We start from the raw sequence: 16713 nt of genomic DNA, 5'->3' as shown, positions 1-16713 counted from the left end.
GCAAATGATTTTTGTTGGTCTCGGTACCCGTACTTTGGGAACCGGTTCCCGAACCTATCTGGATTACCCATATTTCCCTCAATTGGAATTTTGGTTGTCCGGTGGTTCTAATACTATTATACGAGGGGTTATGGATTGAGATTATTAGGGAAACCACTCCAAGCCATTACCAAAGAGGATATTTCCTATTTAACAAGAGGTGAAATTAATAATGAATATTGATCTGGAAAATAATATAAAAGAATGGGCTAGTAAAAAAGGTCTTTCTACATCAGCTCAAGATATATGGACTTTTTTTCAATTATCTATTGAGAATATATTAATTCCAGAAAAAACCTGGTTTAAGATAGGAAAAACCTATATAAGCCTTGTTATTGGTGGAATTTATTTATCTGCCTTTAGATTATATCAACCTGATAAGGGTATTTGGCTCTTATTGGATAAATCACCTGAAGAGGATATAGACGGATTTGAATTTAAAATAGTTAAATCAACTAAAAGATCTGCAAAAAGGTTGATATGGGCACATTCGGGAAATATTGAAAATGTTAACAATATAATACATAATAACGATATTTGGAAAAGTCACAGAAAAGCCTCTGTTAAAATATTAAATTATCCAATTTCAGCAGATCAGGACGAAAAGCAAAAAAGATTCAATAAAATTAGGATATCAGATATACTAGGAAAAATCTCAGAAGATCAGGATTATTATCAAAATAAATTTGTCAATGCCGTTGAACAATCCCAAAAATTATCCAAGGAAGCAAGGTTGAGGCGGCTTTCAAATGCCGATAAGAGTCCGAATCAGGTAAGAGTAACTCAAGTTATTTTTCAAAGAAATCCTGATGTAGTAGCAGAGGTTTTAGAACGTGCTGGAGGTATCTGTGAGGCATGTAAAAAACCAGCTCCATTTTTACGTAAAAGCGATAATAGTCCATATTTAGAAGTACATCATATTGTTGCTTTAGCTGATGATGGTGATGATACAATAGAAAATGCCATAGCTTTATGCCCAAATTGCCATCGTAAATATCATTATGGTATTATAGCTAAGATATAATGTCCAAAAGCTAACGGAATTACCTGTTAACGATTTGCTGAAAATTGCCAATATCTTACAACCTTGAAACCTTTGATATGCCTGACTTTCTAAACACGAGCAATAATTTATAATTCACCACGTTCGTTTTCTAACGCATAAAATGACTCCCTGGTAGTTTTGATTTTTAATGTCTTAAATCGAATCCTACGGGGTCATAATTTTGAGCAGTGACCACTTGACCAATTTTAAGGATAATAAACTCTAAAACCCTTTATATGAAAGGATTTATACGATCGAACCACGTGAAAGGATTCTGCCGGAAATAGAGGGTACATATAAGTTCCGGAAAAATCCCCTTTGACACACATATACATATGGTGCAAGGTAGCCTACGTTATTGGCATTTCTTTTAAAATAATATTTATTTATAACATAAGAGGAATAATTTTTTTAAAAAAGGAAAATAACATCTTCTGTGGAAATTATTAAAATATAAAATTTTAGTACACATAATATTGCAGGAGGATTTAAATGTACCAATATTTGGATAAATCTAATGAAATACTTGACAAATATCTTATGACTATTCCAATTGATTCAATGACGTTCTATAGAACAAGAATTAATAAATTTTTTACTGAATACATGACTTTAAATCATAGAGATAGGCCAATAAATACAATTTCTTATTATGAAATTAATACTTTTATAGATCAATTAGATCGCTCAGATAAAGAGAAGCTTAATTACTATGTAGCTCTTAACAATTATTTTTCTTTTGCCTATAAAAATGATTTAATAAATAAAGATATAATGAAAGGTGTAAAAAAACCCATAACCAAGGAAAAACCAAAGAAATACATTGATAATGTTTCGATTAATAAGTTAATTAATTATGTACATAATGATACTCAGGATGCGATAATAGATCGCTTATTAGTAGCTTTCTTCCTGTACACTGGGTTAAGTAGAAAATACATTGCCAATCTCACCAATTATCAGATTAGTTTAGAAAATCGATATTGCACTTTGCATTTTGATATGGGCACTGAAATTAAGTATATACCGATAAAAAAAGAACTAGTTGATTTGATTAAAGAGTATAGGAAATCATTCCCAATCGTTAAGCCTTATGATAAAATATTTTCAATTACAGGGGAAGCAATAAGCAAAAAAATAAAAAGAATATCTAAAGAAGTAACAGGAAACGGGTACACCCCTACAATATTTTCTAATACTTTTATTAGATCTGCTTTAATGATAGATAATGATATTCTTTCAGCTTGCAAACTCACACTTGAATCAGAAACTACAATCAAAAAACACCTAAACTCTGAACAAGAAGAGAATTTACTAAAAAAACAAATAGATATTCTAAATGTTTTATTTAAATAAATTTTTGGCTATACAAAATTATCGGCTATCGGGCGATACCCCTTGGGTGAGTTGACAGATGAACTAATTACCAATTACTGGAATTTATCGGCATGGAAAATGTAAAATACCCCGGACACCCCTAATAGCCAGGAGTAAAGAAAAAACCTGCCTCTTGGCAGGATTAATCTTCACTTACCCCAATCTTTTCAACTGCATCTTGCAATTCCCTTTGCCCTGGTACTGTGTAGATCTTTGTTGATTCCAAACTAGAATGACCGGCTAGTATAGCTACCTTCTCAATACCTGCCTTTGCTACTATTAGATTATGGCAGAAAGTATGTCTAAGAATGTGACATGTCAATCCTTCTATCTTAGCCGATTCACCATACACTTCCATTAAATGTTGTATTGCCCTTACAGTCATCTGTGGGCTTCTCTCACTTACAAAAAGAAACTGGCTACCTTTATACTTATGATTCTCTCTAACTCTCATGTACTCCTTAATAGAATCTCTGACATCCTTATTTAAAGGAACCTCACGGTACTTATCCCGCTTACCATGACGAACAATTACCTTACCAGAACGGCAATTAACCTCAATATCTTTCAATTCAAGATTAGCCACTTCCTCAACTCTCAAACCAGCCTGCATCATAATTTGAGCAATTGCCATATCCCTTGCCCGTTTATAATCGTTCTTTTCCTTTTCAATTTCCCTTATTAATTTATTCTGCTCATTCCGTTCTAACCATTTAGGAGCAAGTTTCTGTTTTTCAACCAGTTTTATTTTACGGGCAGGATTGATATTAGTTATGTTATTCTCTGCTGTCCATTCGAAATAACTCTTTAAGACAACCAGAGCCTTATTAACCGTTGCTGGTTTACGCTCCAAGTTAACCGTCATATATTGTTTAAATTCCTTAATATCCATTGGGGTAACTTTGGCAATATCAGAATACCCGTTTGTCTCTTCCATCCATTGCTTAAACTGATTTAACACTGTCCGGTAAGCAATAATAGTCTTCTCATCCTTGCCATCCTGAATAAGTTCCTCTAAATACTTTTCAATAATGTTGGTCATAGATAGGCACCCCTTAATTAAAATATATTCTATGACGAATTATTCTTGAGATAGGCTACGATTTATCCTGTATTCTATGACCAATTATACCATATTTATTTCATATAATCAATATTCTATGACTAATTATAGGTGATGATTTTTATTGTCTCCGCGTTCTTTATATTGCAGGAAAACCAAAATAATTGTAATAATAATACAATAACCAATGCATGGTAATTTCTTTTTAAGGAGTGCACAAAATGTCAAATAAAATAATCGATATTACTGGCAAATACGGAAGAGAAATTAAAGACATAAGACACAAACTAACCCAGCTTAAAAATGGTAGAATCTATGATCTTTCAGGAGTTCAGGGAGACGGATATCTATCTACTAATATTAACCAATTAAAAGAGATGCTCACAGAACTAATTTACAAAATTGAGTATGGCAAAGATTCTGATAATGATAAACTATCTGATCTATTTAAGTAATCCTACCAGTTTTATCTTATGATCGCACATAGAACAGATGTTCGATAATAACATGCTCTCAAATAAAGAACTGTTTAATACCAAATTCGTTTCACCATTATCCATATTCTTACTTTATTCCTATTATATAGATGGGTATAATATTTAACCATCTTAACTAATCACACCCAATGAGAGAGAATTTAAGTCTGCAATCCTCTCTCTAATTGGTTTATAAATTGTTTTTACAAAAGATATAGCTTAATTATTAACCATGTGAATTAATTGCTATCGATTACACTCATATTATCTCAATATATCTCCTGTTTACTTCATTTTACTATATGATCCATTGCTCTTTAGTGGTAATAAAAGAAGTATTTCCTTCATAATAGACATTGATTTATAACTGCAATAATTCTTTTTTTGTAATTTCTTTAATGATTTCATCTTTTTCACAAAGAAAAATCCTCGTTATTGAGTCTGTGCTAACATTACCCCAAACAAAGAACTCATTTCGTGTTAAAATATTATAAACTTTATATTCTGATAAATCACATTCAAATACAATGTAAATATCCTTGCCTGAATATTTCGGATTCCAACCACCCAATAAACCATAGAATTTTGATATATTAAATTTATTAGAGAAAAATACTTTATTAAAATCAAAACAGGAATAGCTTACAGAAGCTCCCAGGAGACATTTATCTTTTATTATTTGTTTTGCTGCTTGTAACGATGTTCCATGATATAATTTCTTTTTATTTTTTACACCACAACGGATCTTGAAAATATTATCATCGTGTTCTATGGTTATTACCTTGTTGGATGTATTAATTTTATAGTCATTTTTTTCAAGGCAACTTAAATGTTTCTCAAAAGAGTTGAATATTACATTATTTAAGTTCGTGTTAACATATCCGTAATCAGCAAAACCAATGTTATATTCTTTGAATATTTTTTCATTTTGAATATCAGTTAAATATTTTGCCTTTCTGCCTAGCTCTATTAAACTCTCATCATTTTTTCTCTCGATTTCTCCGTCAATTGCAGTTTTGCCATCATTATAATTATTAACTATTGAATAGTTTCAAAATTTGTTTCAATACAGGTCTTAAACAAAAGTAAATAACTATTTAAAAAATCAACAACTTTGCTACAATCCCTTGTCTTACTTATATAGTCTATCTCCTTCTTCACAACATAAGCAGAAACATAAGAATCCACAATACTATAATTTGATTCTACTAGACTATCAAACGAGGAATTTACGCTAATTCTTTCTGAATATATTTCTCTCATGTCTTTTATGAAATTTTGAATGGAACTATTTAACTCAGCAATCTCTTTGATTTTAAGTTCAAAAATACTAGAAATAAATAAATACTTGGAAATATTATTAATAAAGTAATCTTTTTGCTTATATAGATAATGGATTCCTTCGTAATATTTAAAAAGTAAATCAATTATGTACTTAAAATACTTTAATGCCTCAACATTTTCTATAGTTATATATTTTTTAGTCAATTTAATCACTCCTTATCTAATATATCTCAATAATTGATTAGCTAGATAAACCAATTTATTAGAATAATTACACCTTAGATAACTAATATCCAGATCACCAAGCCTTACTCTATCAAGATTATCTGAATCTTTAAGTATCTTAAGAAGTAATATTGCTCTATCATTATTCTCTATCTGGTAATTCTTAAGGCTGCTAAATGCTAATGAATCTGAAATACAATGATTTTCCACTATATATTTTAATATCTCTTCGTTCTCATTGTTTACTTTTACTAAACGGTATTCCTTTATCTTTTTAAAACTTTCCCTGCCGTGTTCAGTACAAACACCATTATCAGTTCTTCCTATGTCATGGTAAATTGAAGCGTAAGCCAAAATATTAACATTCTCGTAAATTAAATTATTAAAATAAGCTAAAACTAAACTCAAAAAAAATACCCTCTTAGCATGAAGAATTCCATGGATTCCCCATGGATCAAAAAAGTATGTCGGTTCCAACTTGCTCTGATATTTCTTGTAAATATTTATATATCCATTTATTTCTAATTTATCGTATATACTGCTAAAATCAATTTTCTTTATCTTTTTTACCTTCTTTCAATTATTTCTATTTATCAAATAATTGTGGGGGCATTCACCCCAAGCGAATTTTTGTCCTTCCTTTGGTCGGCCAAAAATTACGCTTTCCCCTCTGCCCTCAAACTCCCGAGGTTTATCGCTTAGTTTTCCAAAGAGAGTGATGTTATGTTGCTTTTAACAAAAAAAGAGCGACGCTCACCGGCATCACTCTCCCCGCAAAACTCTTAAGCCGCTCGGGTCACTCCTCAGTGTTGCCCTATCCTGCTTAAAAGTAAAAGCAGTTTGAGTATACCATGTGATCCTTTAGTTATCAATGTACAGCCACTACGGAATGATTGTTCAATTTAAACGGTCTTAGTGTTCAACTTCGGTGGTCTAGGTGTTTTTTCTCAGCGGAATATACACTTTGCTTGCTGATAAATATTTGTGCATCATAAAAATCAAAAGACTCTCAGGAATTTGCTTACAATAAAAAATCTCCTGCCCGTTAAAAGTGACAGGGAGAATGAGCTGATCATTAATTGTTGTTTTTTTTGATTTTAAATTGATTAGTTCACTCCATTTGATATGATTGTTATTGGTATAAATAAATGACATCTCCTTTAATCTGTTATTTTTCGACATTAATTGTCAAAGGTACTACTATTCAATTGTTGAACTATGATATTTAAAAGAAGATCAAAATATAACAGAAAATGATTTTAGATAACACATTTTTTCAATAAATATCGCAAGAAAGGTAAAACTGTGACAGTATTGTTCAACGAAGGAAGTTGCAGCTTTAAAGAAATCGCATTTCTAAAGCAATTTAATAATATATAGGGAGGGATACTTTGTATTCATTGCAAATATTATAACAATTAACCAATACTAAACAAGGAGATGATTTAATTGAAGACTCGTACCTTTTATCTGGTAATTGGTATTCTTGTAGGTATGTTAATTTCCTCAACCTTTGCATTAGCAAACAACCCGATCAAGCTGATCGTAAATGGTCAGTCTATCCAATGTGATGTACCTCCTCAAGAGATCAACGGGAGAGTTATGGTTCCAGCAAGATTCCTGGCTGAAGCTTTGGGAGCTTCTGTATCTTGGGATGCCGCAAGTAATAGTATAGTTGTGACAAGCAATACTATGTCTAATCCATCAAATACATCTTCTACAACACAAAGCCAATTTTCTTTATTAAAAGATCTACAGCCAGTAGTAAAAATTAACGGGGAAATATATAATTACAATTCTGATATATGGTGGTTTGACAATAGCAATAATTACTACTCTGGCATTGGTGCTATTGCTAGTCTAATAAGTATTGGTTACAAAGATTACAAAATAGAGCCATCCAACAACCCCTTCATCAAAGGAAATCTTACAGCTAATGGAGGTAATTATGTTAAATTTGAACAAAAATATCTGAGTATCAACGATACCTATTATGAAGGTTGTTTTTATAATAAAGATAAATCATTATCATACCCTATTAGCACAAAACCAGGAGAGGAGAAAGGTGCTACAATATATCAGGGAAGAACTATGGTACCATTAAAGACTGTATTTTACACTCTAAATATGGAATACACCACGGAAATAGACAACCAGAACAAATTATTTATTATTAACTTTAACTAATCTATTATTAACCAAATACTGCTACTGGTGCAACATCAATCCTTTGACCATTTGCATATATTCCACCATGACCATTTGTAGTTAACAATAGAGATTTTGCCACAGGATCGGCATATATCTTAACATCTGGATCAACAAATACTAAATCAGATGTAAAACTACCTGGATTCATATATATTTTTGATCCCACTCGCAAATCAGTGGTGACATTAATTGTGCTATTAGATATAATATTACCACCTAAGATTGTCCCTCCTACAATAGAGGGACTTTCTACTGTTGTGGATGTGATTTTTGTTGAGGTAATAAAACTAGGCAAGGAACTAAGACCATTAGCCCATGATGTAGATAACGCTCCAACATCGGCAGCGGTAGAAGGTATAAACGGCTGACTCGTTACCTGGTTCCAACTTATTGTTGCACTAGGATCAAGTCTAATTCCACCTGTGCCTACGTAAAGTTCATTTACTTTCAGTTTTGATATACCGACACTATTATCACTTAAATAGTCTCCCTTGATCTGATACATAGAATCTAAAATATCCACACTGTTTATTTTTAATGAAGTACAATTAGCAAAACCACTACATTCTCTATTATTTAAAAAATAATCTGCCAATTCGTTAATATATTTTGAATTCATTAACCCGCATTGTCTATTAGTAATACCATAGTTATTAATACGAAATACTGTTAATGTACCACCAATTTCATCACCTGTTACACCTTCATATATTTTTTTATAATTTTCAAAAACGTTATCAGAATCGTCAAAATTGAATTTACAATCTTCATATATTTTCTGTGCTTCATCAGCACTGACACCTAATAATATATCTTGCAAATCCTTATCAATAGGCAATTCAATCTTCATGATATTAAAATCAACTGCATCAGATATGAAATAAACTAAAGGTATATTATTTTCAATTGTTCCAATGAGACTTGCTACTATCATTTTATTGGTCTCGGCATATGGCTTAAATTTAGCACCTTCTCTATTTCTGTAATCATTGTATTCATCAATGCAACATTGTTTGAAATAAGCTAAGTCATTAATCTCACTTCTTCTAAATCTCTCAACAATCTTATTCATTACATCAGCTTTGCTTCCTTTAAATATTACATAATTACCAACTTGCTCGATTTTTGAATAATTGTCATTCCAGCGATATTTTTTACCTTCTATATCAACAGAAACCCTTGAATCTCCGGCCATATAAATTTCATTCTTACTTTGTAAAGCTAAACACAGACTCATATGTAAATTTTCCTCCTCAATTTTATAGGTGGAGTTCTACTCCCTATTCCAATTCGTAATTTTGTAATTTTTTCGTAATTCCTGAAAGCCTTGATATACAAGAGTTTTAGTAATCAAATTACGAAATTACGAAAATTACGTTTTTTATGATCTATATATCTGCTCCAGTTTGACTCCCAGCAAACCATTATTTTTTATATATTTTATATTTCGTAATTATCGTAATTTCGTAATTCATAATTAAAAAGTCAGTAAAATCAAGGTTTCCTAAATTACGAAAAATTACGAAATTACGATTTATAAAATTTGATTAACGTCAGGATTTATTGGACTACCGGAATTTACAAGTATTTCAGATACTTCGGGCACAGCTTCAACTACTTGTGGTCTTTGATTTTCTTTGTCTTTTGTATGTAGGAACCATAAATGATCTGAAGTACCTTTATCATCTGTAAATTTCTTTGCTTCCGTACTTAACTTGGAAGTCAAATTATACTGCTCTGCCAGTGAATTTAAGAACCCATCTGGTATACCAATAGTTTTAATTGTCTTTTTCTCCCTGGTAAATGGATGATCTATTTCCTTAATATTTAATTTACTTTTTAAATACCTAGTAAAAGTATTCATCTTCTTAAAAAACAAAGAAAAATCTTCATCGTCTAGTTTAATATTATTTAGTAAATCATTTCTGTCATAGTAGGTCATACCCAATTGGTCTTCAATAGGTGTCATGCCCTTGACAGTTTCAATAAAACACTTGACAAACTTATATGTAAAATTACGTTCAATATCATCATCTTTTCTTTGATCACTGGAAACACTGGACAATTTAATTATACTTTTCAAAACGTCATCACTAACAGTATGAGCTAATATGTAAATTGGTTCCCAAAGTTCCCATTCCCTTGGTGATAATGCAGATGGTTTATAATTTTTCATTGCTTCTTTAGTATATGTTTTATAAACTTGCTTAGCGTAGTTTAAGCCAAATATATAAAGGTCATCCCGCAATTCCTTAAAATAATTATCTATTTTATCTGTTATTTTAAGATATTTAATTTTTGTATTTTTGTTCAGTTTATACATGTTAATTCTAATACATCTATCGTTTAGTACATCATAAACATCATTTATTCCAGCAAACATTTTAGGTGAATACATAGAAAACTTTTTTGGTAGATATTCTTTTTTCTTCTCTTCGCATCTAATAACATACGAATCCTTTTTGTAACCACTATTTAAAATACTTATGAATTCGCCTTCTAACGTATCTTGGAATTTTTCAAATTCATCCACTAACATCGTAGATTTATTTATTTCGATATCTCTATAAAAACTTGCCTTAGAAATATTGCTACTAGAGAGACTATTAAAGCACAATGGAGAAACCACATTAAATAGTGTTGTCTTCCCACTTGCCTTTTCTCCTTGAAAATGTAAATATGGATAAGTTCGAAAACACATAAATAAGTATGTACCCATGATCCAGCATGGAATTAAATTATAAATATTTTCATCTTCAAAATATATGTAAGTTCTTAGTATGTTTTTAATTTTATTATGTATTTCCAGAGGTAACGGATTATTACCATCAATAAAACGAATTATGCCATCTGACGAAAAATTTGAATAAGATAAATTTCTGAATGGCACAACAATGTTATTTTCTTTTAGATAATCAATTTTTATAACTTTATCTTCATCGTCTTCATCTATATTTACCCCCTCTTGAACAAATAATGGGATATATTGTTTATCACTGTTTATTATATAATCCCTCATAATTAAACTATCATCTAATAATTTAATTCCATACCACATTAAACCTTTTACAAAGTCCTGTGCAGGATGAATATATATTATTTCTTTCTGCTTTTGAGCAGATCTTTTAATTTGATCAATTGTGCATAGCTGGACAGTGTTCTTGCTCAAGTTTAGTCCCAATAAAAATACCCCCATTTTGATTAAATTTGTCTTTTTTATATTTTTGAAGAAATTCTTTTACCATGTTTTGCAGTGTTTCGGAATCCTTAAAAACGAAAACAAAAAGTCCATTTTTATCATTTCTAAGTAGTCCAATTATAGGGATACCTTGTAAAAGCAGATATCCGGCTAGACGCATATTAAATATGTTTTCGTATTTCATTTTGGAATTCTCCTTTTTGAACTATTATTTTTACTTAACCTGTCTTTCATTTCTTGAATAATGGAATCAATTTACTTGTAGCTAAAACAACCTTTATATCCCTCCCTCATTTTTTTACCCTAATAATGGGAACCTGGGGGAGAGGGTATATCTCTCCCCCAGCTTATATAAGACTCTTAATAATCTCCCCAGCAACATCTTGTTACTGCTAACACATAATGTCCTGAAATAGACGGGTGTTAATTGTCCTAAAATTTTGTGTCCACAATTTAACCCGCAGAACATATGTTCCTTTACATTGAAGAAGGTACTTCCCCACCCTCGCTTATTTACTATTCGTAAAAAATCATTCTGTTTCTTTTACTCTATCTTCTTCAAATAGTTTATTGTAATAACCACTAATACTACCGCACAATAAGATCTTATCAATTACTTGCTTTGCCACTTCGATTTCTTTTAACTTGTCATCATTACCATAATTATTCCATTTTGATAACTTGTACTTCTTCTCTATTTCTTTTTCTGTAACTAACTCATTACTTTCAAACCCAAGAATCTTATATGCATTAAATGGAAGTAATTTTATATACAAATACTCAGTTTTATTTTTTAAATCATCAATCTCTTGCTTAAGTATTTCTTCTGATTCATTATAATTTTTTAGTAATTCAATGTTATTTGATTGCAATTTGATTTGTTCATCTTGCATATCAATTATTTCTCCGTATAATGCATATACATTGTTCTTGTATTTTACAAAATTTTTCATTATACTTCTGACATGTTTTTTTATTGCCTTGTTATTCTGCTTCTCAGCTATTTCACGTATCTCTTCCAAATCCATAAGTAAAAATGATTCTGCCTTTTCCTTTTCTCTTTTAAATTTTGTAAGGTTACTTTTCATTTTTTGATTCTCCTCGTATAATTAATTAGTTTATGTATTTTGTCCCAATTCCACTAACCGCATATGTGCATGCAAATGTAGACAGATTACTTTTTTCAATGGTCGGAACATTTTTATATGGCACAATGACCTTCTCATATTGCTCTATCTGGTAAAAATCATTTTCAATTTTGTGCAGCTCTAAACCGATATGATCTAATAGCTGCCTGAAATGATCCTTGTAAATATTTAACTGCCCATTTTCTATTCTGATTTTTCCCTTCATTTTTAATTTATTTTGAACTTTCTCAAAGTCTGACAAGGAATATTTCTTCTGTAATTCAAACACTTCCGGCATTTCCAGGGCAGAACACAGGTAGTATTGCTGCCGGTCTCGAAACTCCGGTTTATATCCTTTGAAATATGAGTCTATACATAGCAAAATTGCCCAAAATAAATCATTTTCTTTTATTTTGAATTGATCACGGAGCAAGCTAAATAAGAATATTGCTGTACTTCCGGCATATTTGCGGGTAAAATTCTGGGCAGTTATACCATCAATTAGGTTTAAATTTGCTGCCTCTGGATTGTAACTATCCATATCAGAAATCCTTGAAACATGATTGCAGATGGTCTTTCCCCTGACCAGGGTAAGATCAACCCCTATTGGTTCTGGACAAAGAAAGGGTAACCCGTTGCAATACAGTCCGTTAAAATCGTAAAAATAATGAATAGGATAACCAAATACCTTATGTAAAATTGCACAGGAAACCAAACTGTCAACGTCATCAGATAGGGTTAAGCAGTAGTCCCCTTTAAGTAACCACGGATACCTCTCCTCGATAATTTTTCTGTATTTCTTGTTCATTGATTTGCTGGAACCGAGCTACGTATCTTTTCATTGCTATATTTTTATTTATTATATTTATCAAACTCCTTGACATAATTTAATATTTATGTTAATATTATGATTGGAAATATACAATCTATATAATTTTCAAATCCACAACTGCCAATTGTGGGTTTTTTGTTTTTATGTATTATAATATTTGTTTAATATGTAACATTGCAATTTAAGGACTAACTCAATTCCATTTACACCACCTTTCCATATCATTAATTTTGGGGTAAATTAGGTCTATTGCATCATCTAACGCTTTCTTTTCGTTTCTATTTAGTTCTTGATCTTCAACTATTGCCTCAATAACTTCTATGACAAATTCAGCTAGTTCAATTTTATTTCCGTTATAATCAGAAATATCTTTTACTAATTTTTTCCTATTCATTTAATCCTCCAAAGAAGAATATTATATTAGACCATTGTTCCTGACTGCATCCTGATACTCGTTTATAATTAGTTTTAATTTTTGCATTTTTTCATGATTATCAATTTTGCCATTAAGTAAATTAGTAATATAGCTCCTGGAAACTCCAAGTAGTGAAGCTAAATAAGTTTTCTTTAACCCTAGCAATTCAATTTTTGAATTCATATTATCATTCATATTTTTAGCACCTCCTTTGCTAGATATTATTTTGTTTAAATTTTGCATAAAAATATATTACACAGCAAACCTCAAACTTTTTCTTACTGTGTTGTAAATATAGATAATGTCACTTAATTCCTTAACCTTACCGTTATCAAGATTCTTACGTCCATTTAGGACCATGTAAAAGTAATTATGTGAGACATTTAATTTATCTGCTAGATATTCTTTTTTTAATCCGTTTTTAATAATCATGTTATTGAGGTCTTTATAATGATGCACTTATAGTCAACCCTCCTAGTAATCAATTTGTTTAAAAAATAGTTTTTAAAAAAATATCTATATTATTATATATACCAGCTTATCCCCCTATTTCTTGCATTTTAGTAAAATATTTATCAACTTTTTTAAATATATTTTTATCATACTTAATATAGTATCTGTAGATGTACTTCATTTCATTTTCAGCGTGGTTAATAAACTTCTTTAATTTTAACTTTTGCTCAGAATAAAAGCTAATTTGTTTTCTAATGTCGGTAATCCTTGCCATTTTACAATCTACTTTAGCGAGCAATATATTCAATAATTCAATATCCTTCTGATATTCTGGAATTGAAAAATACTTATTTCTTTTCTTTTTAACAACTAAATAATTAGTTATATCAACCCCGTGCTTTCTAGCAAGTTTAATCAACTTCCTTCGTATCTCCCCCTTTACTTTATCAATTTTTTTAAGCCTTTTTTTATTGGGTAAAGCTGGATACAACTCTTTTGCAATCTCAGACGGTTTCCAACCTTCTAAATAACGCAGAAATACTTTCCTTTGCCTGACTGTCAATTTAATTTCTTTATTAAATTGCTCTATAAGTTTAGTAAACTTATCTGTATTGACTGAGGGCTTAGTATGATCAATTATGTTGCTAGCAGTAGTACCAACACTAGTTTTATTTTTATTATCTACTTTAATTTGATTTTCTATTTCAAGATCTATTGAAATAACCTGATTATCATTGTACTTTCCAACCATTGCTGGTACTGTACCATTATTAAAATTTTCATTGTACGTTTTTAAAAAAGTATTTTCAATTGTCTTCTTAAAGAATTCAATGACTTTTGCATTATTGGTATATACTTTTATTTTAGCAAGAGCAGTAGAAAAACCAGTTAGGAAAATTGATGATATTTCATCTGGTGAAAAGTATTTTATATAGCTAGTTAGATAGTTAAATAGGATTGAATTAAATATTTTAGCATTATTTTTAAAAATATATATAGTGTAGGTAGTTTTATAATTATAACTCTCATAGTGTATATAGCTAAATGGTTTTATCAATTTTGTAAATATATCAGTTTTGCCTTGTTTATATATAGAAACAATATCTTTAAATTCATAGGACTTTATTCCTTCTCACCTCTTTTCATTTGAGAATCATTTTCATTATTCTTGATAATTTCCTGATAAATAATTATCAGCAACTATTGACAACAGTTATCAATTATCGTAATATTATAGTAGAAGTGAGGCATACCCATCAAATAGACATGAAAATACTCAATTCAGTGAATACACCCATACATTATACCATATAATTACCATTTTGTCAAGTACAATTTGCTATATTAGCAAGTTTATTTTTTTATATATAGATATATACTCTATTATAAAGATAATACCTTCGTCTAAAAGTTCTTTAATTTCAGGAGTAAGTTTGCGTTCTATTAAAAGAAGTTCTTTTAAAGTTGTCTCGCTTGTACCTAATTGTTTTGCAATATCATCAAGAGAGAGTCGATAATCGACTTTCTTATTGGTGCCATGTTTAATTCCACACAATTCAACATACTGCAAAGCAACTTTTCTTTGCTTTACTGGATTATTTTTTACTCTGCCAAAATTTGCTGCAGGATGTTGCTCCTGTTTAGTCTTTTGCTGAATATAATTTTATAATGATTATCAAAGTTTCAAATGAAAATAATAATTTTACAAACAAATTACTAGTTTAATCAATCTAGCAATAAATCTGTTTTTGCCAAAATATTAATTTGAATGCACTTTTTTACCCATAAATTTATTACTTTTATCAATTTTAACTATATTATTATTTCAATACACAATGTATAGTGTTCATATTGTTTTATGTACAATATATGCATTACAAAAAATTAATTTTTATTTGATTTTTACGCATTGGCAATACAATCAATCCAAATTCGCTTCAGACTGCGTAGAATAGCTTCTGCGGGGACTTCATTGGTTTTAAGTATTTGGGCATCAGAAACATCATTTAAAATTGTTACAAGGCAAATGTGAATTTAATAAAAAATCATCAAACACAAAAACATGAAAATATTGCTATTTTATTATGTTTTTCAGTACTACTTCACTCATGCAGAAAAAACAGAACAATTTTTTATCATCATTTTTGATTAAAAATCATGAAAAAATACCCCATAAAACACAAAATACACTCAAAAGTGAGTGCAGATATATTATTTTTTGATTGTCAAAAGAAGGTTCCATGACATTTTTATAATGCCATGGAAAAAATATGAAATTTTATTTATGCAGAATATTTTTCTTGAATATAGCTATCCAGAGCAGTAGTCATTCTATCCATCATTACTTCATAGCTATTTTCAATTTTTTTACTGTATTTATCAATTAAATTCTCCAAATCAGCAATCGTCTGAACGGAACTAAAATTGTCATCGTTGTTAATGAACACATCAAAAACCATGTCAACATTATCATATTCCTCAAACTTACTGACCAATTCACTCCTGACAATTTCGGCTAAACTACGCATATCCGAAAATAGACTTTCTTTACCCTTTCTGACGATTGACCAAGTACCCCATTCTACTGTGTTCTCGTTAATAAATTGTTCTGTCTCGTCCAAAATTGTACTAAATGGTTCCCTGTTGATATCCATATAAAGGCTGCCGTTGACTAACAATTCCTCTGGTATTTGACGATTCTCAAAATACTCGTCAACTTTTTGTGGAAAAATCTTTTGATACAATAGATCAGTGTCATAGCCTTTTGGTGATATTTCTTGTTTTTTCATAATAAATACCTCCTGCAATTAATGATTTAATAAATTTGTCATACAAAAAACCATCCGTGATCGGTTTACCATAATATGTAATTAACAAGTCATAATAATTATATGGTTATACTAACCAATAGTGGAAACTGAGGTTTACTTCGGTTCATATGTTGTCCAGGGATCAATTAACCGTTCC

The 16713-nt window shown here is 30.2% G+C and carries 17 protein-coding genes; 4 read left to right on the top strand and 13 right to left on the bottom strand.

Going from position 1 to position 16713, the window contains the following annotated elements; translation table 11 throughout:
- The first annotated feature begins 211 nt into the window (after nucleotides 1–211).
- Nucleotides 212–1063, top strand: a complete 852-nt coding sequence (locus Psfp_RS19135) for an HNH endonuclease signature motif containing protein (RefSeq protein WP_134220120.1) — start codon at nucleotides 212–214, stop codon at nucleotides 1061–1063.
- Between the two features lie 513 nt (nucleotides 1064–1576).
- Nucleotides 1577–2440, top strand: a complete 864-nt coding sequence (locus Psfp_RS19130) for a hypothetical protein (protein WP_134220119.1) — start codon at nucleotides 1577–1579, stop codon at nucleotides 2438–2440.
- A gap of 163 nt (nucleotides 2441–2603) precedes the next feature.
- Here the strand turns inward: Psfp_RS19130 and Psfp_RS19125 are convergent, their stop codons facing one another.
- On the bottom strand, nucleotides 2604–3503 hold the full coding sequence (locus Psfp_RS19125) for a tyrosine-type recombinase/integrase (protein ID WP_134220118.1): 900 nt from the start codon (nucleotides 3501–3503) through the stop codon (nucleotides 2604–2606).
- Nucleotides 3504–3745: 242 nt separating this feature from the next.
- Here Psfp_RS19125 and Psfp_RS19120 point away from each other — a divergent pair, with 242 nt between their 5' ends.
- Nucleotides 3746–3979: a hypothetical protein gene (locus tag Psfp_RS19120; protein WP_134220117.1), complete on the top strand. Its 234-nt coding sequence runs from the start codon at nucleotides 3746–3748 to the stop codon at nucleotides 3977–3979.
- A gap of 1059 nt (nucleotides 3980–5038) precedes the next feature.
- Here the strand turns inward: Psfp_RS19120 and Psfp_RS19115 are convergent.
- Together Psfp_RS19115 and Psfp_RS19110 are read right to left on the bottom strand one after the other, a co-directional pair.
- Nucleotides 5039–5488, bottom strand: coding sequence for a hypothetical protein (locus Psfp_RS19115; RefSeq protein WP_134220116.1), 450 nt, complete (start codon nucleotides 5486–5488; stop codon nucleotides 5039–5041).
- A 12-nt stretch (nucleotides 5489–5500) separates the two neighbouring features.
- Nucleotides 5501–5986, bottom strand: a complete 486-nt coding sequence (locus tag Psfp_RS19110; RefSeq protein ID WP_192895538.1) for an HD domain-containing protein — start codon at nucleotides 5984–5986, stop codon at nucleotides 5501–5503.
- A 972-nt stretch (nucleotides 5987–6958) separates the two neighbouring features.
- On the opposite strand from Psfp_RS19110, the gene Psfp_RS19105 reads away from it, so the two are divergent.
- Nucleotides 6959–7696, top strand: coding sequence for a copper amine oxidase N-terminal domain-containing protein (locus Psfp_RS19105; RefSeq protein WP_243120807.1), 738 nt, complete (start codon nucleotides 6959–6961; stop codon nucleotides 7694–7696).
- Nucleotides 7697–7703: 7 nt separating this feature from the next.
- Here the strand turns inward: Psfp_RS19105 and Psfp_RS19100 are convergent, their stop codons facing one another.
- From Psfp_RS19100 to Psfp_RS19055, 10 genes are all read right to left on the bottom strand, one after another.
- Entirely contained in the window at nucleotides 7704–8957 is a 1254-nt protein-coding gene (locus tag Psfp_RS19100) for a hypothetical protein (RefSeq protein WP_134220114.1), read from the bottom strand.
- Nucleotides 8958–9254: 297 nt separating this feature from the next.
- Nucleotides 9255–10901: a hypothetical protein gene (locus Psfp_RS19095; protein WP_134220113.1), complete on the bottom strand. Its 1647-nt coding sequence runs from the start codon at nucleotides 10899–10901 to the stop codon at nucleotides 9255–9257.
- Nucleotides 10855–11103, bottom strand: coding sequence for a DUF5659 domain-containing protein (locus tag Psfp_RS19090; RefSeq protein ID WP_134220112.1), 249 nt, complete (start codon nucleotides 11101–11103; stop codon nucleotides 10855–10857). Before Psfp_RS19090 ends, Psfp_RS19095 begins: the two co-directional genes overlap by 47 nt.
- Nucleotides 11104–11449: 346 nt before the next feature.
- The gene (locus tag Psfp_RS19085) at nucleotides 11450–12007 is read right to left on the bottom strand and encodes a hypothetical protein (RefSeq protein ID WP_134220111.1); all 558 of its coding nucleotides are present in this window, start codon (nucleotides 12005–12007) and stop codon (nucleotides 11450–11452) included.
- A gap of 25 nt (nucleotides 12008–12032) precedes the next feature.
- Nucleotides 12033–12854, bottom strand: a complete 822-nt coding sequence (locus tag Psfp_RS19080) for a hypothetical protein (RefSeq protein WP_134220110.1) — start codon at nucleotides 12852–12854, stop codon at nucleotides 12033–12035.
- A gap of 217 nt (nucleotides 12855–13071) precedes the next feature.
- Nucleotides 13072–13272 (bottom strand): hypothetical protein, encoded by a 201-nt coding sequence (locus Psfp_RS19075; RefSeq protein WP_134220109.1) that lies wholly within the window; start codon nucleotides 13270–13272, stop codon nucleotides 13072–13074.
- Nucleotides 13273–13293: 21 nt separating this feature from the next.
- Nucleotides 13294–13488 carry a helix-turn-helix domain-containing protein gene (locus Psfp_RS19070; protein WP_192895537.1) on the bottom strand — a complete coding sequence of 65 codons (195 nt, stop codon included), beginning with the start codon at nucleotides 13486–13488 and terminating at the stop codon, nucleotides 13294–13296.
- A 343-nt stretch (nucleotides 13489–13831) separates the two neighbouring features.
- Nucleotides 13832–14803, bottom strand: a complete 972-nt coding sequence (locus tag Psfp_RS19065) for a sigma-70 region 4 domain-containing protein (protein WP_134220107.1) — start codon at nucleotides 14801–14803, stop codon at nucleotides 13832–13834.
- Nucleotides 14804–15085: 282 nt separating this feature from the next.
- Nucleotides 15086–15316 (bottom strand): hypothetical protein, encoded by a 231-nt coding sequence (locus Psfp_RS19060; RefSeq protein WP_134220106.1) that lies wholly within the window; start codon nucleotides 15314–15316, stop codon nucleotides 15086–15088.
- Between the two features lie 712 nt (nucleotides 15317–16028).
- Complete coding sequence (locus tag Psfp_RS19055) at nucleotides 16029–16535, bottom strand: hypothetical protein (protein ID WP_134220105.1); 507 nt, start codon at nucleotides 16533–16535, stop codon at nucleotides 16029–16031.
- Between the last annotated feature and the right edge of the window lie 178 nt (nucleotides 16536–16713).

Origin of the sequence: Pelotomaculum sp. FP (assembly GCF_004369245.1) — a bacterium.
GTDB lineage: Bacteria > Bacillota > Desulfotomaculia > Desulfotomaculales > Pelotomaculaceae > Pelotomaculum_C > Pelotomaculum_C schinkii.
Note: the sequence above shows the minus strand (reverse complement) of the source record. Positions and strands in the feature narration are given on the sequence as shown.